Origin of the sequence: Pseudoalteromonas sp. Bsw20308 (genome assembly GCF_000310105.2) — a bacterium.
In the GTDB taxonomy this organism is placed as follows: Bacteria; Pseudomonadota; Gammaproteobacteria; order Enterobacterales; family Alteromonadaceae; genus Pseudoalteromonas; species Pseudoalteromonas fuliginea.
In genome coordinates, this window is sequence record NZ_CP013138.1 from 1,096,578 (window position 1) to 1,116,680 (window position 20,103).

14 protein-coding genes are annotated in these 20,103 nt (G+C 37.8%); 10 read left to right on the forward strand and 4 right to left on the reverse strand.

All coding sequences use genetic code 11. The features are described 5' to 3' along the window. Positions 1 to 10 precede the first annotated feature (10 nt). Both D172_RS04735 and D172_RS04740 read right to left on the reverse strand, forming a co-directional pair. Entirely contained in the window at positions 11 to 3,295 is a 3,285-nt protein-coding gene (locus D172_RS04735; RefSeq protein WP_007376094.1) for a tetratricopeptide repeat protein, read from the reverse strand. Next, positions 3,295 to 6,003: an endo alpha-1,4 polygalactosaminidase gene (locus D172_RS04740; RefSeq protein ID WP_007376095.1), complete on the reverse strand. Its 2,709-nt coding sequence runs from the start codon at positions 6,001 to 6,003 to the stop codon at positions 3,295 to 3,297. The genes D172_RS04735 and D172_RS04740 overlap by 1 nt, the downstream gene beginning before the upstream one ends. Before the next feature lie 448 nt (positions 6,004 to 6,451). Between D172_RS04740 and D172_RS04745 the strand changes: the two genes are divergently transcribed. The 6 genes from D172_RS04745 (at position 6,452) to D172_RS04765 (ending at position 12,328) form a co-directional block, all read left to right on the forward strand. Beyond that, positions 6,452 to 8,119, forward strand: a complete 1,668-nt coding sequence (locus tag D172_RS04745) for a methyl-accepting chemotaxis protein (protein ID WP_007376096.1) — start codon at positions 6,452 to 6,454, stop codon at positions 8,117 to 8,119. Positions 8,120 to 8,228: 109 nt separating this feature from the next. After that, positions 8,229 to 8,717, forward strand: a complete 489-nt coding sequence (locus tag D172_RS04750; protein WP_007376097.1) for a MarR family winged helix-turn-helix transcriptional regulator — start codon at positions 8,229 to 8,231, stop codon at positions 8,715 to 8,717. A 133-nt stretch (positions 8,718 to 8,850) separates the two neighbouring features. Then, positions 8,851 to 9,258 (forward strand): hypothetical protein, encoded by a 408-nt coding sequence (locus tag D172_RS21650; RefSeq protein WP_007376098.1) that lies wholly within the window; start codon positions 8,851 to 8,853, stop codon positions 9,256 to 9,258. Further along, positions 9,240 to 9,599, forward strand: coding sequence for a hypothetical protein (locus D172_RS21655; RefSeq protein ID WP_007376099.1), 360 nt, complete (start codon positions 9,240 to 9,242; stop codon positions 9,597 to 9,599). Before D172_RS21650 ends, D172_RS21655 begins: the two co-directional genes overlap by 19 nt. A gap of 292 nt (positions 9,600 to 9,891) precedes the next feature. Further along, positions 9,892 to 11,244: a magnesium transporter gene (locus D172_RS04760; RefSeq protein WP_007376100.1), complete on the forward strand. Its 1,353-nt coding sequence runs from the start codon at positions 9,892 to 9,894 to the stop codon at positions 11,242 to 11,244. Positions 11,245 to 11,266: 22 nt separating this feature from the next. Next, positions 11,267 to 12,328, forward strand: coding sequence for a DUF21 domain-containing protein (locus D172_RS04765; protein ID WP_007376101.1), 1,062 nt, complete (start codon positions 11,267 to 11,269; stop codon positions 12,326 to 12,328). 32 nt (positions 12,329 to 12,360) lie between these two features. On the opposite strand, the gene D172_RS04770 is transcribed toward D172_RS04765, so the two are convergent. Beyond that, the gene (locus tag D172_RS04770; protein WP_007376102.1) at positions 12,361 to 12,966 is read right to left on the reverse strand and encodes a TIGR04211 family SH3 domain-containing protein; all 606 of its coding nucleotides are present in this window, start codon (positions 12,964 to 12,966) and stop codon (positions 12,361 to 12,363) included. Positions 12,967 to 13,179: 213 nt separating this feature from the next. Between D172_RS04770 and D172_RS04775 the strand changes: the two genes are divergently transcribed. From D172_RS04775 to D172_RS04790, 4 genes are all read left to right on the forward strand, one after another. Continuing rightward, positions 13,180 to 14,703 carry a CYTH and CHAD domain-containing protein gene (locus tag D172_RS04775; protein WP_007376103.1) on the forward strand — a complete coding sequence of 508 codons (1,524 nt, stop codon included), beginning with the start codon at positions 13,180 to 13,182 and terminating at the stop codon, positions 14,701 to 14,703. After that, the gene (locus tag D172_RS04780) at positions 14,700 to 15,371 is read left to right on the forward strand and encodes an START domain-containing protein (protein WP_007376104.1); all 672 of its coding nucleotides are present in this window, start codon (positions 14,700 to 14,702) and stop codon (positions 15,369 to 15,371) included. The genes D172_RS04775 and D172_RS04780 overlap by 4 nt, the downstream gene beginning before the upstream one ends. Positions 15,372 to 15,449: 78 nt before the next feature. Further along, positions 15,450 to 16,259, forward strand: coding sequence for a phosphate/phosphite/phosphonate ABC transporter substrate-binding protein (locus D172_RS04785; protein ID WP_007376105.1), 810 nt, complete (start codon positions 15,450 to 15,452; stop codon positions 16,257 to 16,259). Next, the gene (locus D172_RS04790) at positions 16,246 to 18,474 is read left to right on the forward strand and encodes an ATP-binding protein (RefSeq protein ID WP_007376106.1); all 2,229 of its coding nucleotides are present in this window, start codon (positions 16,246 to 16,248) and stop codon (positions 18,472 to 18,474) included. The genes D172_RS04785 and D172_RS04790 overlap by 14 nt, the downstream gene beginning before the upstream one ends. A gap of 37 nt (positions 18,475 to 18,511) precedes the next feature. Here the strand turns inward: D172_RS04790 and D172_RS04795 are convergent, their stop codons facing one another. Further along, entirely contained in the window at positions 18,512 to 20,029 is a 1,518-nt protein-coding gene (locus D172_RS04795) for a S10 family peptidase (RefSeq protein WP_007376107.1), read from the reverse strand. Between the last annotated feature and the right edge of the window lie 74 nt (positions 20,030 to 20,103).

Genomic DNA, 20,103 nt, shown 5'->3' on the forward strand with positions numbered 1-20,103 from the left:
TCTCCTAACATTAAAAATGTACGTAATATCCTAATTGTAACTGTGTATCTGAATTACCAACCTTATTACTACTTTGGTAACCCAGCTGTAATTTAAATAAATCATCACCTAAAATAGACCAACCAGCGCCACTTGAAACAGACACATCAATATCATCGTTGATAGTTTGGTAACCGGTGCTTATATCAAATAGCCATGATGGGCTAGTACCTAAATAGGGCGGTTCTAGTGAGCTGGTTGAGGAAAATGAGGTACCGAGCGCAAAGCGTCTAAATGGCTGAAGTTCTATATTTAATGTGGCATCGTTACCTGTATTTATAAGCGTGTTCACTTGTTCAAAATCTTGCCATTGCGCGCTAAAATAAGCAGTCCAAATTGGCCTATCTTTTAAAATACGGTATTGGTATCGGGCGTTATACTCTTGCCCGTTGATGAGTGAACTTCCACTATCTCGTCGTAAAAAAGACATTATAGCGGCCGATAATTGCATGTTTTGTCGACCATCAATATTATAGTTTACATAGGCCGTAGCTTTGTTAAGTTGCGCAAAACTAAGTAAGGCCTCTGACTGGCGATTTTCAACATTGTGTTCAAGCTTTAAACCAACTTGTGTACGAGAATCCCATTGATAGCGAGAATCTAAGCTAATACCCTGACGATTTGCTAAACGACCTTGGTGGGAATCAATTTTTGCATCGAAATACCAGCGACCCCATGTCATTTTATTTTCTACAGCAAACAGTAATCCATTATTATTAAAGTTTTTCTGATTACTTAGGCTTAGTTTCCACTGGCCATTGGCATAAGGAAAATAAACATTTACATCGTATTGGCTACTGTTTAATCCGGCCTCAGGCGATAAATTAATTTCAAGTGCTCTAAAGTATGAGCCTCGGGCATTACGAACTAAACTTAATTGTGATTCGCTCGGCTCAGTTGTTAGTTCTTCGTACCAACGCTGCATTGTTGCGTAGGGTTGTCTGAGGTAGAGAAGTGCATTTAACTTATCTTCCTCGGTTAGTGCATTTTGCGTTATGAGCTGTTTAATTTTATTAAACTCGCCATTAGTCATGTAAAGTTGTAGTTTTTGCCAAGGAGCTAACTTTTGTGCTGCTCGTCGTGCTAACCACCAGTTTGTTTGAGGCTCGCCAATTGTCTCGGGTGCTAGTTCATCCATTGAATTAAGTTGCATTAAATGTGGAATAGCCATCGCACCTGCCCAGCGGTACATTAAGCCTCGGTAGGCGTATTTATCTTTAGGTAAATGTTGTAATAAATAATGATTAAGTTCGGTGGCATTTGCGTAATAACCAAGCTGTTTCATTACATCAGCTAAGTTAACCAGGGTTGTTAAGTCGTTTGGATCAGCCAGCGCTAACTTTCGTAAGTAAAAGTAAGCGCTATTATATGATTTTTCATGAATCGATAAGCTAGCTAACAGTTGCGTCCAGCCGTGAGTAGTCTCATCTTCTGAATGATTATCTATAATACGTTTTATCATTACTGTATCGTGCATTTGCAGTGCTAACCAACCTTGTGCAAGCACCACGTCTGGATTGTACTCACTTAGTTTTGCTGCGCGGTTTAAAGTGGTATAGGCTGAATTTAAATCGCTTTTGTTTTGATACCAGTTTGAGAGTATTAACCAAGCAGGATAAAGTGCTTTATTATAGCGCTGCTTTTCGAGTTCTTGGTGGATACGTTTTATCGATTCTTCATCATCAACGTGTGAACTCAATAATGCAACTTGGATTAATTGTCTAATTGTAAGCGATGGTTGCTGCCATAGGTAATCGAGAAGGCCTTGAGGATTGTTCTCAAAGCGCAGTTGTTGATAGTGCAACATATCACCTACACTGAGCTCACTAATGGTCATTAATTGTTCGAACGCATAAAGCTCTTCTTTTTTATTTTGAACTCGTAATGCCATATCAACGCGTGCAGTCCAAAATTCAGTGTCTGTACTTTGTTTTTTTTGCTTTAAAATGGTAAGTGCGGTTGAAAAATCATCGATAAGCCAAAATGATCGGGCAAGCCATAATAGATCTTCTTCATTTTTTGGACCTTGGTATGTTGGCCATAGTGACCTTAAGCCTTTTAAGTTACCAGTATCGTGCAGTACTTTAGCTTTCCAGTATTGTGATAACACACTTTTACCACTAATTTGTTCAAATCGTTCAATATGATTTAGCTCTTTTTTTGCATTGCCGATGAACTCATTGGTTTGCATCCATTTAGCAAAACCATTGCCTTTTAACTGCCTATTTTGCGCTTTGTATTCGTAAATATCATTTGCATCTTGATACAAATAAAGAGAGGTTGCATCGTTTATGCTATCACTGAGCATGGCTGGTGTTACTGCATGATTTGCCATTAACCACTTAAATTCATTAAGTGCTTCGCTGGGTTTATTTTGCCAACGTTTTACTTTCCAATTTAGTAAATGGAGTTCTTTGTTATTTGGACTTTTTATTAGCAATTTTTCGAGTAATTGTTCGGCACCTTTTGCATTACCATTGGCTAAGCGTAAATACATTGCCTTAGTTAAATAGTGTGTATTATTAGGGGTAGCTTTTAGTAGAGCTTCTACCGCATCTGCAGCATCTTCTGTATTGCCGGCTAAGTCAGCTAAATAAAGAGTACGTTCAGTGTTAGCTTGGTCGCCATACTTTTTCCACCACATATAGGCTTGCACAGGGTCATTTGCGCCAAGCGCTGTTTCAATTGCTTTTTCAGCTATATTTGCGTGTATACCTGCTTTATAAATGACTAATGCTTTAACTGGTTCGCCTGCACTTAACCAGTAATCAGCGGCGAGTAATGGCTTGTTTTTTAGCTGGTAGTACTGTGCAACACTTACATTTAAGCCAAGCGCTTTAGCTATGCTTAGCACTTGTTCATTCCAATTTTTATGGGCCTTTATTTTTAAAGATAACTCTTCAAATCTATCATCTATATTTGCACCACTTGCTAACCATAATGAGTAAAGTAGTTTGATTTCAAGTGTCGCTTTGCGCTCACTTTTAGGTAACTTTGCAAGCTCAATTTTCGCTTGTGCGTATTCGCTTAGCTCTATGTGTAGCTCAATTAGCTTAGCGCGTAGTTTTTCATTGTCAGGGTCAGTATTAAGCGCTGCATTTAGGTACGATGTTTCAAAAGTATAATCTTGTGAAAGCGTATCATCTTCAAAAAATAAGGTATGCGGAAATAACGCATAAAGTGCAAAGCAACTTACGGCTAATATCGTTAATATTGTTTTTATAGATACTAACTGAGGGCGTTTATTAGAATTCATTATGGGGCAGTCCCAGCACAGTTAAGGTAGCCATAAAAGTCACCCATAGGTATTTTGAAATGCGTTAATTTACCGTGAGTGATACCTTTAAAGTGCTCTCCCAAATGAGATGTAAATTGACATTTACGTCCATTCATTAAATCAAGTGAAGCGGGCACCCAAGCTTTAAAGCTTACTGCGCCATTTACCTGCCAATTATCGATAACCACATTAGCAGAAGCTAAATAAGGCTTACTATTATTTTGGCTGTGATCAAAGCTAAGGCGGGCAATATTATTGATAATATGTACGTAGTCGCCTTTTTGAGTTACACCAGATACCCCTTCACTTTGGGCTATATTTGGTATATCAAAATCGCTAGGTATTCGTAAAGTACGAATATATTTTGAGCTAAATAGCCATTCATCGTCATTATTTTTTGCTAATGCAGAGAAATAAAAATCTTTTGCAATTTTTGCAAAATGACTCAAATGTACAGGTGTATTTGGCCGTGCTAAAACATAGTCTATATTGTGTTTTAAGGCATCGAGACCAGCAGGTATTTCCCCCGAATAAAAGTGATAATAAATAGTGTAAGGCTTTAATCTGTATGGTTTTTCTGTTATTTCAAATGTTTCGGTTAAACGTTTAAACCCATAATAAGGCCCGTGCCATAAATTAGTGAATACATTTTCATTCAAGATAGGAGCATAAATTTGATATAACAGGTCGCGCTCAGGTCGCCCAATTGGCGATATATGAGACAGGCTAGGGTTATCGGCATTTGCATCTGTGTTGCCGCCATTAATGTTTAATACACCCGCGTCACGGGCAAGTTCAAGTGCTTTTGGCCCAGGTGTTGCGTCACCAGACCACAGCATTAATACTGTTTTTTTATTTTTTGGTGCCAGCTTTTCGTCAATGTATTTTATAGAGCCCGTAATTTCTTTTTTTAAACTTATAGTGTCGTATCCTGGCACATCAAGATGAAAACCATAGTCGGTGTCATCCTCATCTATTTTTTTCCGACCAGAGAGTGCGGTCCAAAAATAAGGGTGGCTATAAGTATGAGATGCAATTTCAACATAGGGTAAATCGAAAATACTGCGCGCAATACGTTCTAATTTAAGACTCGCTTTTGAGTGAAGTCCAGTAGCTTCAATATCTGCTTGAATAATTGATGATGTTAAAGGGAGTTTATAGCGTTTAATTATTTCATCGCGGATCACTTCTGCCGAATAAGGTCTACCTGTAAAATTTGCAATACTTGAAAAACCATCACCATCAATATGTAGAGTAAGCATGCGCCTACCACTTTCAGTTGTTGTATCGGGGACTAAGATAGGCGGGAGCTCCATCGCCTTTGTCAGCAATGTACGAGGGTCGATAACCCACTTACTACCTTCCATCGGAAAAGTATCAATTAGCCAAGGGGCAACCACCACAGCACCATATTTTGTTTTTGCACTTTGCACAACAATTTTGCCATCAGCCGCTTTTATATTAATAAGCGCAGTGGCATTTGGCGCTAGTTTCAGTAAATATGGTTTTACTATTGGTGGTGGTGTCGCGGCTTCACCTTTGAACCATGGGGCAAAGTAATTTAATTCATAAGGAGCAGGAGGTAATACATTGAGTGCTTCTACACCTAGTTTGATTAGTAGTGTAGTCGAAAGCGGTAATTCTCCCATAACTAACAAAGGGACAGCGCCTAAATTTGTTTCTAGCCAATTAGTTATCGCCGGGGTATAAAAAGCATCACTGGTAGTCCACGAAATAACGCCAGCATGTAAACTTGGATCTATGAGAGGAAGCGCTCTTTTTGCTACATCAATGTAATCAGGGATATACCCCAAATACTCAATCATGGTTGCAAGTTTTAAGTGCACCGTAGTATAGATAAGTGGCTTAATATCACTATTGTAAGGAATTAGAATACGCCTAGCTATTGGTGTGATATTTGACGTTCCCCATGTTTGTAGGTGTCCGTCAGTTATCCAAGGTGCATAACCGTTTTTTATTATTTTTTGAGCCATAGCAAGGCGATTTTTGGGCTTTGCATAATCAATCACTTGTACATTAAAGCCCAAGTTTTTTGCTGTATTTAATTGTGCAATTAGCCATGTTTGATCACTTTCGGCAGTGAGTTTGTAGCTATTATCAAGAGGATTGTAATGGCTATATAACCCCTCCGCTACTAAATCAGTTGCGAACCCTTTTAACTTGGGAAGTAGTTCAAACCCACGATTGAGTATTAAATGTTTATCAAATGAGCTTGAGAGGTCCTCAATAATTGAAATTAGCCCAGCTTGTTGGTCTGCTTTATTGCTTGTTGTATCTAATAGCTGATAGCTATCTAGTGTATCTAAGAATAAGCCAGTGAAACCACGCTCTTTTAAATCATTAGCGCTGTTTTTTATGCGTTTATGCCAATACGTAGAAGTTAAATCGGAAATATGACTATTCCAATTGGGATTAACAACAAGTGATGACGTGTTTTTTTCGAATGACTCACCGACACTAAGATAAGCATAAACAGCAATGTTACGCTGCGTAAGCCAATTAAGCTCATGCTCTGTGATTAATTCTGGTTGCACTACCACACGAGAATAAAATGTCATTTCAGCAAGAGGCATCGGTGCTGAATAATAAAAAGCAGTGCTGTTGTTTATTGGCTTGGCGAATACATGAGCAGAAATTAAAAGCGTAAAATATAGAATGTACTTCATTGATGATTCATTTTGGTTGGGATTAAGCAGAGATAAGAAATGACGTGCGTTCCGATTTTATGCTAGGTAATTCGTATTAGTAAGATAGGGTGATTATATGTTAATAAAAATAAAAAAACTACATGATTGTTCCTAAGTTTCATCTTTGTTTTTCGTTGTTTTACTTATTGGTGGGAGTAATTGGTTAGGTTCATTACTTTGCTTAATACTAAGGTCGCAATGTTTTAAGTGTTAAAATGTATGCCTTACAACTATAATATGGACAAAATCGCCAAGGTTGGTTTGGCTCTTACCTCGACATTTACCTTTAATATTTACACGCTTCGTAAATATTAAGTTGTATGTAAATAAACTAATTTACCTTTATCAGTGAGCATAAAGTAAAAAGTATCTTTTGTTATTTTATGTTGTTGCTGTTTAAATTTACTGCCTTAGATTTGGAGAAATAATGAGTAATTTAAGCTTAAAAAACAAATTGTTGTTATTAGCTATTTTGCCACTGATGTTACTTTTAACTAGCTTAATGCTGAGTTCTTATTATTTAGAGTCTAAAAATCAGCAGCAAAATTTTGATTCATTTAAGACTAAATTGATCAAAGATAAACAGAACTTATTAAGTACAGAAATCGAAATTGCGAGCAAAATTGTTCGTCACCAATTAGATACTGGCTCTGCCCAAGATGCTAAAAATGCGCTTAGAAACTTAACCTTTGGTCAAGGGGGTTACTTTTTCATCTACGATACAAATGGTGTTAGTGTTTTTCATGCGTTATTAGGTGATGCCATTGAAGGGCAAAATAAAATAGGGATGACAGACCCCAATGGTAAAAAAATTATAGTCGGGTTACTCGAACAGGCTCAAAAAGGTGGTGGCGCATTTAACTACCACTTTCAAAAACCTAATACAACAGGCCTAGTAGAGAAAATGGGCTATGCTGCCATGATCCCAGGAACTAATTGGATGGTTGGCACTGGCGCATATATGGATGATATAGAAGCAGAGCTAATTAAATACGAAGTAACGATGCAAGAGCATATGAATGATAAAGTAATTACCTTATTGCTAATTGCTTTATTTTGGGTTGTTTTAACGATTGCATGTGCATTGGTTGCGGCGAATACCATGGTTAAGCCAATTCAAAGAATGGTGCAGAGCCTTGACGACATAGCAAAAGGTGAAGGTGACTTAACTAAGCGCCTAGAGATAGACACGAATGATGAAATTGGTCAATTAGGTGAAGCATTTAATGTTTTTGTCAGTAAGCTACACGGTATTATTGCGAATGTGGTTGATGTTACACATGATGTGAAATCAGCATCCAGTGATATAAATAAACAAACACGACTAATTGAGGGCAAGCTACTCAATCATAATCATGAAACAGAGTTAGTTGCGACCGCCATTACTGAAATGTCTGCCACATCACATGAAGTTGCACAAAATACTACGCAAGTTGCTGTATCAACTCAGGCTGCAACACAGGAAGTTGCTAAAGCACAAGAGTGTGTTGATATTTCACTTAGCGAAGTATCAAAATTAATGGATGAAATAAACGTCGCTGCTGAACAGGTTGATTCACTGAGCGAGCAGTCTAAAAAAATTAATAGTGTGCTGAGTGTTATCGGCGGTATTGCAGAACAGACAAACCTATTAGCACTTAATGCCGCAATAGAGGCCGCTCGTGCTGGTGAATACGGTAGAGGGTTTGCTGTTGTTGCAGATGAAGTAAGAAGCTTGGCGAGTCGTACGCAAGTGAGCACACTTGAAATTAATGAAATGCTGAGTGAACTACATAATCTAGTGTCCTCAGCGGTAGGTGCAATGCAAGCAAGCCAACAAAGCTGTAATCGTTCAGTTGAGTCATCACGAGCTATATCCGATAGTTTAGGATCGGTTACCAATTCAGTGACATCAATTAACGATATGAGTACGCAAATTGCGACAGCCGCTACGGAACAAAGTAGTGTAACAGAAGAAATAAATCGCAATGTATATGCTATCCAAGAAATAGTTAATGAGCTTACAGTGTCGAGTAAAACAACGTCATCAGTTAGTGAACACTTAGCCGGAAGAGGTGAAAGTTTAGGGCAATTAGTTGGGCAGTTTAAAATTTAGTACTCATGTATTTACCGTTACTAAAGCCGCTAACTGCGGCTTAACCTTATTGGTAAGTTTTACAATTTTTTAAAGTAGATCGTAAATAGACTAAATTGAGTGGATTTTAATGCAAAGTATGACATCAATTAAACGCTGTACTCGCGATGAATTGGTCCCTGAAAAAGACCTAGGACGTTTGGTATCTTTTTTACGCTCAACGCTGGTTACGCATATTGATACCAAATTACTTCCTATGGATTTAACTTCGGCGCAGTACATAGTTGTTGTGTTGCTAGCTAAAGAGTCTGTTAATACGCTTGCTGGGCTTTGTGAGCATATGGTTTATGACCGAGGTGCAATGAGTCGACTATTAAGCCGTCTTGAAGAAAAAGGCTTAATAGCTAAAACACAATGTGAGTTTGATAAACGCTCAACCATTTTATGTTTAAGTGAAAAAGGAAAAGCACTTTACCCAGAAATAATGCCAGTAGTAAACGAAGTATATACTCAGGCATTAACTGGTTTTTTAGAATCTGAAAAAAAACAGTTAATGGATTTGCTGTTCAAAGCAATAAATAACCTAGAATCACTGCCTCAAACAGCCTCTAAAAAATAGATTATCAATAAAATAGCGATACTGTTTTAATAGAAAATCAAGACCCTAAACATGTGATTCCGTTGTAGGTAAAATCGAACTTTGATAATATAGTTGCCTAGGCAATCAAGGTTATTATCTTGTGAGGTTTGTTATGATTGAAAATGATTTGTTAGCGCAATTACAGCAACAATTTCCAGAGCACACTTTTGTGCAACATCGTTTAAGTGTTGTTCATAAAGGACGTTTTGCTAATGCTATTGTTTATCGATATAAAGATGATGGATTTGATTTAATAATAAAAGACTTTAGCCAAAGTCCTTGGTTTATTCGTAAATCGTTTGCACGTATTTCGGTTAACCAAGAATATAAAGGTTTGAGTCGATTATCTGAGTTGGACGCGGTAGCAAATCGTTTTTGCCGTTTATCGCCGATTGCAGTGGCTTATAACTATATAGAGGGCACGTCACTTCGTTCTTTAATTCATCAAGGTAAAAAGCTTCCAGTTGATTTTTTAGCGAGCTTGAGCGTCAAGTCGCAAAAATGCATCGCAAAGGGATAGTGCATTTAGATTTACGTAATATGGGTAATATTTTATGTGGTGCTGACGGTAAACCTTATTTTATCGACTTTCAGTCAACTATTAGCTTCGCTCGTTTTCCTCGATGGCTACAGCGCTTTATGCGAGGCTCAGATATGTCGGGTGTCTACAAGGCGTGGAATAAACTTGCTGAACACCCTATGCCCCAAGCTAAGCAAGATTATCTGGAGCATTTTAATCATGTACGTAAACGCTGGATTTTTAAAGGTTACCCAATTCAACGGACGTATGCCTGGGGAGCTGCCTTGGTAACTCAATTCTTAGATTTTGAACTTGTACGCAGCATTACCGACCGCCTTTAAATGTACGCACCTATTTCATTCTTGTTTGCCTATATTAGTTTTTAATATGAGCCTTTTTTTGTAGCAAAAGCAATCTATTTGGATTGCTTATTGTGTTGACTCTCTCCTCAAAAATAATCCCTTTTACTGTTTTTTTAATTTTTTAAAATAAACATTAGTACCGTTTTTATTTTGCCCATACAATGCGCAAAAATAGCCTGTACATGCTTAATAAACTCAAGTTTTCTCAGCAAATTTTTGTTGTCAGGATAAACTGTAAGTAACGTGCATTTTTAAATTTTAAGGTTTTAAAATGATTGAGTATCCGGTTGATCAACTTCCACAACTAATAAATGATTTACTTCAATGCGATACAACAGAACGCAAAAATAAATTATTAGCTGATGCGCAGGTAACACTCTCTACTGAGCATTTATCTTTACTCTTTGAGGCGATACCAAAAGAGCAACGCCTTGAAATTTGGCTATTGCTTGATGAAGACACGCAACATGAAATTTTTGTAAATTTAAGTGAGGATAGCTGTCTATGGTTACTGCAAACGTTAGATGATAACGATGCATTTAAATTATTAGATGAAGTTAATGTAGAAGAGCTGCTTGAGCTAGAAGAAGTTATTCCAGAACGCTTTGTTGAGTATGCTAAAAAACAACTCGACGAAGCGCAGATTAAACAATACGAATTAGCACAGCAATACCCACCTGAACAACTAGGTCATTGGTTGGGGTTTGATTTCTTAAAAGTATCAGAGAAATTAACCGCTGGTGGGGCTAAAAAGCTGTTGAATAAAGGTTTGCCACAATACAGTGAAGTTATCTATTTAGTCAGTAGAAAAGGCAGCTTAATAGGTGAGGTTGCTGTTAACGATTTAATAAAAGCGAGTGACACTGACAATTTAATAGCTTTGGCTAATCATGATTTCTCATCATTACATGCAGATGATGATTTATATGAAGCGGCAGAAGTCGTTATTCACTCAGAGAAAATGGCAATGCCAGTCGTAAACGCAGATAACAAGTTACTTGGCAGATTAACGATTGCCTCAGCGTACGAATTGCGCCAAGAAATTACCGATGAAGCGGCAGCTAAAGCGGGTGGTTTAAGAGAAGACGAAGATTTGTTCGCAAGTGTGCGAAAAAGTGCTAAAAACCGAGGTATTTGGTTAGGCATTAATCTAGCAACGGCGTTTTTAGCATCGTGGTTTATAGGATTATTTGGGGCAACGATAGAGCAAGTGGTTGCGTTAGCGGTGTTAATGCCAGTAGTGGCTTCTATGGGAGGGATTGCAGGAAGTCAAACATTGACCGTTATTGTTCGCGGCTTGGCACTGGGCCAGGTTACCGACTCCAACCGTAAAGCGTTACTTAAAAAAGAGCTGCGCGTGGGGGCTGTAAATGGGTTGGTGTGGGCGTTTGTTATTGGTGCACTTACTTATTTATGGTTTAGCGACATTATGCTAAGTATTACGATTACAGTCGCAATATTATTAAACTTAGTTGCAGCGTCGTTAGCGGGTGTTGTTATTCCGTCTATTTTAGACAAAATGAAAATAGATCCAGCATTGTCGGGCTCGGTAATTTTAACAACCGTTACTGATATTGTAGGGTTTGTAACCTTTTTAGGTTTAGGCAGCTTGTTGTTGCTATAAGCTTTTTTAATAGGAAAATACAATGACTTTTGATGTCATGATTTGGTGTGCAATTGGACTGTGTATTTCACAGTCCGCAATGTTTTCTGGTTTGAATTTGGCGTTTTTTTCGCTAAGCCGATTACAACTTGAAATGGAAAGTACGAAAGGTAACGAAGCCGCTATAAAAGTAATGGCGCTGCGTAATGATTCAAATTTTTTATTGTCGACTATTTTGTGGGGTAACGTAGGTATAAACGTATTACTTACTTTGCTTTCTGATTCGGTATTAATGGGGGCAAGCTCATTTTTGTTCTCAACTATCGCAATTACTATCATTGGTGAAATTACGCCCCAAGCTTATTTTTCGCGTAATGCGCTTAAAATGGCGAGTATGTTGTCACCACTTATCAAATTTTACCAGATACTGTTTTACGTTGTAGCTAAACCAACTGCTTTGGTGCTTGATGCATGGCTTGGAAAAGAGGGTATTACGTACTTTGCTGAAAGCGAATTAAGAGGCATTATTCGTAAACACATTGAAGCCGAAGAGGCTGATGTTCAGCATGTGGAAGGAATTGGCGCACTTAACTTTTTTAGTTTAGATGAGATCAGTGTAACCAAAGAAGGTGAGGTGATTGACCCTGATTCTATAATTGCATTGCCAACAAAGCTAGATTTACCGATATTTCCTGATCTTACGTTGACTGCCGATAACGAATTTTTACGTAAGTTACATAAATCAGGTTATAACTGGGTGATCATTACTAATGAAGATGGTTGGCCGTTATTGGTGGTTGATGCAGATGGCTTTTTACGTTCAGCATTGTTTGAATCAGAGGCTTTTGACCCATATCACTATTGCCACAGGCCAATCATTGTTACAGATGAAACCATGCGTTTGAGTGAAGTTATTTTAAAAATAAGAGCAAACCATTCACTTGATAAATCGTTTGATGGTGCCATTGATCACGACGTTGTATTAGTGTGGAGTGATGAAAAGCGTATTATTACTGGCGCAGATATATTTGGTCGATTACTCAAAGGTATGAGCGCACCTAAGCTTGAACTGCATGAAAATACAGAGAACAAAAAGCCGCTATAAAGCGGCTTTTTTGTATACATTCAGCTGTGAGTTTATGCCCAACCTTCGTAGCGTTTACGACGCGACAGCACAATAGTTAAAATAATACCAAAAAACAGTCCTAAAAATGCAATTGCGCCACCATAAGTAAGTAGCTGGCGTTTTTCTTTAGAGCTGGCAGCTTCTTTTTGAGTCCGTTCTATCTCCAGTGTGCTCTTTAATTTAGTTATTTGCTCAGAAAGTTGTTGGTTTTGATCTGTTAATTTTTGATTCTGCTCTTGCAGCTGCGGTAATTCTATTTGAGCTAGGCGTAACTTTTCTTGCATTGTGCCCATTTCACTATTCAGTGTTTGGTATTGTTGATGTAAACCAGCAGTTTGGGTAACAAACTTGGTTTCTATCCAGCCTTCGCGATCTTTATCGTCTTTAATTTTGATAAAACCATTTTCTTCAGCTGATAATAAAGTTAACTTTGTTCCTGCATCTACAGAGCCAAGAAGGCGATAATTTGTACTTGCTCCAGAGCGCATAAAAGTATATAAATTATCGATGATATAAGCGGTTTTTGCATCAGTGGAATTTGCCGCTTGGGCTTCTTCTGCATGGCTCATAAATGTGGTGGCTGTTAAAAGTAGCCCTAATAAGCAGTGTTTTAGCATTTATCTACCTTGTTAATCTAACTGCGTCCATGATGAACGTGATTTTTATTTCACATAAGTAGCCAGATAGTATGGATTTAAGCGCTTAATAGCAAGACTGATATTGTAACCCAGTCATGATTTTAGGCATAAATAAGACTAAAAAATTTGCATTGTGGATGCGCTTTGTTTATTTTGAGCACTTATTTATTTTAAAGGTAATCCGCAGACCAAATGGATACTGAAATAGAACTGAAGTTTTTGGTATCAGATGCCGTAGTTCCACTGATCCCCTCTTTAATTACTCAATTTGCAAAAACGGTTATAAACAAGCCTTCACGCAGTTTGCAAAACTCATACTATGATACACCGAACCGTGAACTTAGAGCGCTTGATATCGGGTTTAGAACGCGTTGTGCGGATACCCAATGTGAGCAAACTATAAAACTTGCAGGTGAAGTTGTTGGTGGGCTGCATCAACGCCCTGAATATAACTTACCACTTGAATCAAATCGTCCTAATTTGATGGCATTTAACGCCAACATCTGGCCTCATGGTATGCAAGTTGATTCAATTTCACAAAATTTATACCCCATTTTCAGTACTAACTTTATTCGCCGTACTTGGTTAATAGAGACTGAAACAGGGGCCAAAATTGAAGTCGTACTTGATAAAGGCGAAATTGCAGCGGCTGGTAAAATAGAGATTATTAGCGAACTTGAGATTGAGCTGGTTGAAGGCAGTCGCAACGAACTCTTTGCTTTAGCTGATAAGTTGGTGAGTCAAAACTGTATTCGTTTAGGTTTATATTCTAAAGCGGCACGTGGCTATCGTCTGGCTGATGAAAAACCATTAAAACCAAGTAAATCCATTGGCTTTGTGCAATTGTCTAGTTCACCAAGTCAAGAAAATGCATTAGTTGCAGCTATGAATTTTGGTATCCGGTTTGTACAAAAACATGAGCAATGTTATTTCGATAAACCAAGTTTAAAAACACTGAAAAGAGTAACAGATGGTATTAGTTTAATTCGGCATACTTTTTGGTTGTATGACGATATTGTATCTAAAGAAAGCACAGACCATCTTCGCACTGAACTTAAATGGCTATTAAGTGAGTTAGCATGGGTTGAAAATGCAATTCAGCTTAAAACCTATACCTCTAAACGCCATGCTTTTTATAGAAAAATAAATGCAGCGCCGGCACTTGCACAAGTTATTAATGACTTAAAAGAGCTTCAACCCAGTATTGATGATATCAATGCGCTGTTTCATAGTGCGCGCTATAATCGATTACTATTATCGTTAACAACTTGGTTAATTGATAAGCACTGGCGTAAAGATTGGGGGCAGGTTGAACTTCAAGCTGCAGAAAAGCCAGTTTCATCGATTGCTAATCGTCTGTTTAATAAAGATTGGAAAAACTTGCATCATATGCTCCCAAAAGAGCAAACTCTCAGTATTACTGATTATTTAAGCTTGCGTACACAGCTTGAAAATAGCCTACTAAGTGGCAATTGCTTAGGTGCTCTATTTGATAAAGAGGAGCGATTGGAATTTAGGTTGCCTTGGTTGGATATTTCCCATGGAATGTATGAGTTAAGTACATTGGAGTATTTAAAGCAGTTATGTGCTGGGCAAGAAGATGAGCAACTCGCTAAAATTCAGTTGTGGCTTGAGCAAAAATCTGAGTATTTGGTAAATGCGATGGAGCAAAGCCGACTCGCGTCATTTGATATAGAACCGTATTGGCAAAAATGATAACAAGGCACTTTTGTAAGCCAAACTTTATTCAAAAGTGCACTTGCTTCTTTTTTTTAATGCAAGCCTTTAATGCGTATGCTAATCCGATTTGGCATTTGTACAAAAATGAGAAAGGGGTAAGCGTATATTATCAAATTCATGATGATGATACGTTTGAAGTTAAAGGCGAGCTAGTTGTAAATGGTGTCACCACTGAGGATTTTTTAGCGTTACTTAGTGATACGCAAGTGGCGCAAAAGTGGATAGAGAACGCCTCGAAAGTTAGTGTTATTAAAATACTGAGCCCCTCAGAAAACCTCGTTTACAGCTATTTTTACTCCCCTTGGCCTGTTGCAAATAGAGACGCAGTCACGTATTCGTGTTATTCACAATTAACACCAAATCAAAGCCAGCTAGTTATTAAAGCGCGCCCAAAAGAGCTGCCACTTTATAAAAATGTGGTCAGAATTAAAACTTTAAATGCAAAGTGGTTATTAACTCAGCAAGGCAACAATTTAAGCATTGCTTATCAAGTTTATGCTTTATCCGCAGGCATGATCCCTACTTGGCTTAATAATAAAGTAGGTCTGAAAAGTACCTACAAAACCCTGCTCAATCTACATGACATTCTTATTCATCAGAGGTATCAAGTAAAAGCGCCTCTGATTAAAGCTGGTAAATGCTGAACAGATAAGAATTTTATGGTGACTTACTCAGTCTTTAACTAAGCTAATAGTAATAACACACTCATATTAGGAGAGCTGATGAAGTATGTCGTTGCTATGTTATGTTTATTGCAAAGTTCATGGTTGTTTTCTCAAGAATATACTTTTGGTGTTGTACCTCAGTATGAATCGCAAAAATTGAATGCTATTTGGCAGCCTTTACTCAAACAAGTGAGTGAGCAAACAGGTGTAAAAATTGAGTTAATTACGGTTAAGTCTATACCTGTTTTTGAACAGGCTTTTGCTAATGGAGAATATGATTTTGCTTATATGAACCCTTGGCACAGTGTTGTAGCACATGAAAAACAAGGTTATTTACCCTTAATAAAAGATGCAGGGCGATCACTCCAAGGTGTTTTAGTTGTTAATAAAAAAAGTGGTATAGATAATTTAAGCCAGTTAGAGGGAGCTGAAATTGCGTTTCCTGCACCAAATGCACTAGGTGCTTCATTGTTAATGCGCGCCGATTTAGCCTTACTGTATGGACTAAAAATTAAGCCCGTTTATGTACAAACACACTCTTCGGTGTACTTAAACGTAGCACTGAACTCGACTAAAGCAGGAGGTGGAGTTTTAGGTACATTAAAACAGCAACCTAAAAATTTACAACAAAAGCTCAAAGTTATTTATAAAACTCGTGAAATTAGCCGCCATCCAATTGTTGCTCACCCGAGAGTTGCAAGTGAAATACAGCTTAAGGTACAGCGTGCTTTTTTAAATATAGGCGAAAGTGATGAGCATAAACATTTATTTGCAGGGATCCCAATTATAGAGCCCAGTATTGCGACCTTAGCGGAGTATCAACAATTAACTGAATGGGGGCTAAGCGCATTTTATGTTGAGAATTAATTGGTGGCGTAGTCTGCGAGTACAAAGCTTTGTTGCTGTAATAACATTTGGTTTTTTATTGGTTTGTCTTTTTATTTTTTACGCACTACCAGAGCAAGCTCGTTGGGTTAACGAAGGACTTTCTAAAACCGCACAACGGTCACTGCAACAACTGTCTACTTCAGTAACAACTCCTTTGCTTACTCGCCAATATGCCGAACTTTACGAGCAGATTGATAGCCAGCTAGAAATTCAACCGAATTGGAAAAGAATCCAAGTTATAGATGAGGTAACAAAAAACCAATTGTATCCATTGGACACTTGGCAGGGCACAATTGAGCGTAGTGATGTTGTACTAAGTCAGCAGGTTTTATTTTTAGATAAACCTCTAGCAAAAATTATTTTAGTCGCTAATTTCACTAACGAAATAAATGAATCCTCAAAGCTGCATTACACACTAATATACAGTCAATTTACCATACTCGTTATTTTTTTCATGGCACTTGCTTGGTTAGTTGATTATCGAATCACAACGCCTTTGCGCAGACTGGAATTTGCTTTTTCAAAGCTCGCAAAAGGCGATTTTAATTGTCATGTTGATAGGCAACAAAAGAATGAAATTGGCAGTGTTATCAATGCATTTAATAAAATGGCTATTGAAGTTCAAAGTAATCATCAAAAATTGAATAGGCTGCGCATTGAGGCTGAATCGGCAAGTAAAGCAAAGTCTGATTTTATGGCAAGTATGAGCCATGAATTACGCACTCCGTTAAATGCTATTTTAGGTTTCGCTCAGTTATATGAATATGACGAATTTGCTAATAATATACAAAAAGGTAACGCCAAAAGTATTTACCGAGCTGGTGAACACTTACTATTATTGATTAATGATGTGCTTGATTTAACGGCTATCGAGTCTGGAAATATGCAATTTAATTTTGATTATGTGCCTATCAAACCACTTATCGAAGATTCTGTGGAGCTTGTAAGTGAATTAGCAAAAGCACAGTCAATGACTCTGTATACTGAAGGGTTCGATTTACTTAAAGGACTAAATTTTTATATTGATAAACGTCGCTTTAAACAAGTAATGTTAAATTTACTCTCTAATGCGATTAAATATAATAAACAAAATGGTGAGATTTACATAAGTTGTAAAATTTTAAATAATCAGCAGTGTGAAATTAGCGTTGCTGACACAGGGTGTGGCTTTGCAAATGATGATATTTCTCGATTGTTTAAACCTTTCGATCGATTAGGTGCAGAAACGAGTAAGGTCCATGGCACAGGTATTGGACTGGTCATTACCAAGGAGTTGGTTGAGCGCATGCAAGGAAAAATATCAGTACAAAGTGAATTAAATAAAGGATCGTGCTTCAGTTTGACGTTTAATACTTTTGAACAGGCTGATTTTTCTTCTAATTCAGATGCTTGCGTAATCAAAGAGAAAAACTTTTCAGCAAACTCTTTGCCTATTTTAGATGTATTAGTTGCTGAGGATCAGGTTACCAATCAACAAGTATTAAAGCAGCAATTAACAATACTCGGTGTGCGCTCAACTTTTGTAAGTAATGGAGAGCAGGCTTGGCAAACATTACAAAACAAGCACTTTGATGTTTTACTTACGGATATCCAAATGCCTCTTTTAGATGGTTTTGAGCTAACGACAAGAATACGAAAAGATAGTCGTTTCGAACCTTTGATCATTATTGCCATTACAGCCAATATTGTTAAAAAGAATTTAGACGATTGCCATAAAGTAGGTATGAATGGTTTTTTAACTAAGCCTGTTGAGTTAGTGAAACTTAAATCACTTTTAATTAAGCACACAAAAACAGTGGTTAATTCTGAGGTTAAAACCAATCAAAAGCCTGAAACAGAGACTCATTCGTTTGATCAACTCGACTTATCCGTGTTGCGTGCAATGCTCGGAGATGATCCCGCAGTACATTGCATGGTATTTAATGCATTTTTGCAAACAGCAGGGGAGCAAGTTAAGTTGATACGTGAGTATGCAAGCTGCGATGACTTTACTGGCATAGCATTTCAGGCCCATGGCTTAAAATCATCATCAAAATCAGTGGCGACGATACGACTTGCAGATATATGTCAGGAAGTTGAAACTTTGGCAGAAAATAAAAGTGTCCAAAGCAACTTAATTGAAGAGTTAGAGTTATGTTTTAACGCTGTGATAGCTCAGTTAAGTCGTTATTGCCAGCAATATGAAAATAAATAGGTGGCTCAATAAGAGCCACCTCTAGTAAATTTAGAGATTAGTATTTTGCGGCTTGGCCTTCTTTAGGCAAGGCATTTTTAATAAAGTTACGCAGGTCATTATTAGAGCTTTCTAGATCAGCATGGCGAAGGTACATCATGTGCCCGCTTCTATAGCCCTTAAAACTCAAACGTTCCCTCATTTTTCCGCTAGGATCTAACTGCCATAACGTGTATTTAGCATCAAAGTAATTGGTTGCGCCATCAAAGTACCCTGATTGGATCATGACGTTTAAATAAGGGTTTTGCGCCATTGCCAAACGAAGGTTTTCGCCAGTATTGTTACCCGTTCTATCCCAAGGGTGAACATTACCGAATAAGTTATATTTTACATCTGTTTTATAGTTTAACTCTTCACGTAAGTAGTAATTAATTGCAGGGGTAAAAGAGTGTAACCATGACGTAAGTTCAGCCCAGTAATCAGGAGACTCACCTGCGCCTCGTTTATCCATCCCCAAATAGCGAGAGTCTAGACGCCCTAAAGTTTGACCACGTTCACGTAGTAATTCTTTCCAGAAAAACTGGGTTGGAATATCTAAGTTATTTTGCTCAACAAATTTTTCTGACAAGCCAGCATAGTGCGCCATTTTTGTAATTATACGACGTTTTTCATCTGCATTAATAAAGCCACCTTTAGCAAGAGCTGGGATTAACTCATTTACAGTAAACAGCTCAACTTCTGGTAATAGCTCGTCTAAGTCTTTAGCTTGTAAATCGGCTTTAAGTGCTTTGTGATACCAAGCAGTTGCTGCGAAGTAAGGTAGGCGGTTGGCAGCTTTTATTGGGCCATCGCGCTTAATACCAATATCGGTAGGTGATACGAGTACAACACCGTTAATATACATCCACTGACTGTTTTGAAGCTCATGAGCTAAACCCGATACACGTGTTGTGCCATAGCTTTCGCCAATTAAAAATTTAGGCGAGCGCCAGCGCTCTGCTCTATTTACAAAAGTATTTAACCATTCAGCAAGGTATTTAATATCGGCATTTACACCAAAAAATAGCTCTTTTTGCTTTGCTTTAGAAAGGAGTTCGCTTTTCTCATTTTCAAGTACGCGAGAATAACCGGTATTTACCGGGTTTACATAAACAATATCGGCAATATCAAGCACTGAGTAAGGATTATCTTTTACGCCATAAGGCTGAATAGGGTAACCTTCGTCATCAATTTTTAATACTCTAGGTCCAGTATAGGCAAGGTGCATCCATACTGATGCAGAGCCGGGCCCACCATTAAAAGAAATGAGTAGTGGGCGAGTTGTTCTGTCGTCTACTTTGTCACGGGTATAGTAGGTATATTGAAGCGTTGCAATCGCATCGCCTTTATCATCCCACACAGGTTGCGTACCTGTGGCAACTGTATAGCCAAAACGTTGGCCGTTAATTTTGGCTTTGTGTTGAGTAATTACTTTACTGTCGACATCTATACGGCGTTGGTTATCTGCAAGTGAGGCAGTACTGAGGACTAAGGTGATAATAGCGATTGGTAAACTGATAATCCGACAAAGCGTCATGAGGTATCCTTATTATTGTTGATAGGCTATTAAAAGCAATTACTAGCTAAATAACAAAAATATTGAGACTAGTG

Excerpts from the sequence above, each read along its gene's own strand:
- D172_RS04735 (WP_007376094.1), bottom strand. The coding sequence starts at position 3,295 with ATGAATTCTAATAAACGCCCTCAGTTAGTATCTATAAAAACAATATTA.
- D172_RS04740 (WP_007376095.1), bottom strand. The coding sequence starts at position 6,003 with ATGAAGTACATTCTATATTTTACGCTTTTAATTTCTGCTCATGTATTC.
- D172_RS04745 (WP_007376096.1), top strand. The coding sequence starts at position 6,452 with ATGAGTAATTTAAGCTTAAAAAACAAATTGTTGTTATTAGCTATTTTG.
- D172_RS04750 (WP_007376097.1), top strand. The coding sequence starts at position 8,229 with ATGCAAAGTATGACATCAATTAAACGCTGTACTCGCGATGAATTGGTC.
- D172_RS21650 (WP_007376098.1), top strand. The coding sequence starts at position 8,851 with ATGATTGAAAATGATTTGTTAGCGCAATTACAGCAACAATTTCCAGAG.
- D172_RS21655 (WP_007376099.1), top strand. The coding sequence starts at position 9,240 with ATGCATCGCAAAGGGATAGTGCATTTAGATTTACGTAATATGGGTAAT.
- D172_RS04760 (WP_007376100.1), top strand. The coding sequence starts at position 9,892 with ATGATTGAGTATCCGGTTGATCAACTTCCACAACTAATAAATGATTTA.
- D172_RS04765 (WP_007376101.1), top strand. The coding sequence starts at position 11,267 with ATGACTTTTGATGTCATGATTTGGTGTGCAATTGGACTGTGTATTTCA.
- D172_RS04770 (WP_007376102.1), bottom strand. The coding sequence starts at position 12,966 with ATGCTAAAACACTGCTTATTAGGGCTACTTTTAACAGCCACCACATTT.
- D172_RS04775 (WP_007376103.1), top strand. The coding sequence starts at position 13,180 with ATGGATACTGAAATAGAACTGAAGTTTTTGGTATCAGATGCCGTAGTT.
- D172_RS04780 (WP_007376104.1), top strand. The coding sequence starts at position 14,700 with ATGATAACAAGGCACTTTTGTAAGCCAAACTTTATTCAAAAGTGCACT.
- D172_RS04785 (WP_007376105.1), top strand. The coding sequence starts at position 15,450 with ATGAAGTATGTCGTTGCTATGTTATGTTTATTGCAAAGTTCATGGTTG.
- D172_RS04790 (WP_007376106.1), top strand. The coding sequence starts at position 16,246 with ATGTTGAGAATTAATTGGTGGCGTAGTCTGCGAGTACAAAGCTTTGTT.
- D172_RS04795 (WP_007376107.1), bottom strand. The coding sequence starts at position 20,029 with ATGACGCTTTGTCGGATTATCAGTTTACCAATCGCTATTATCACCTTA.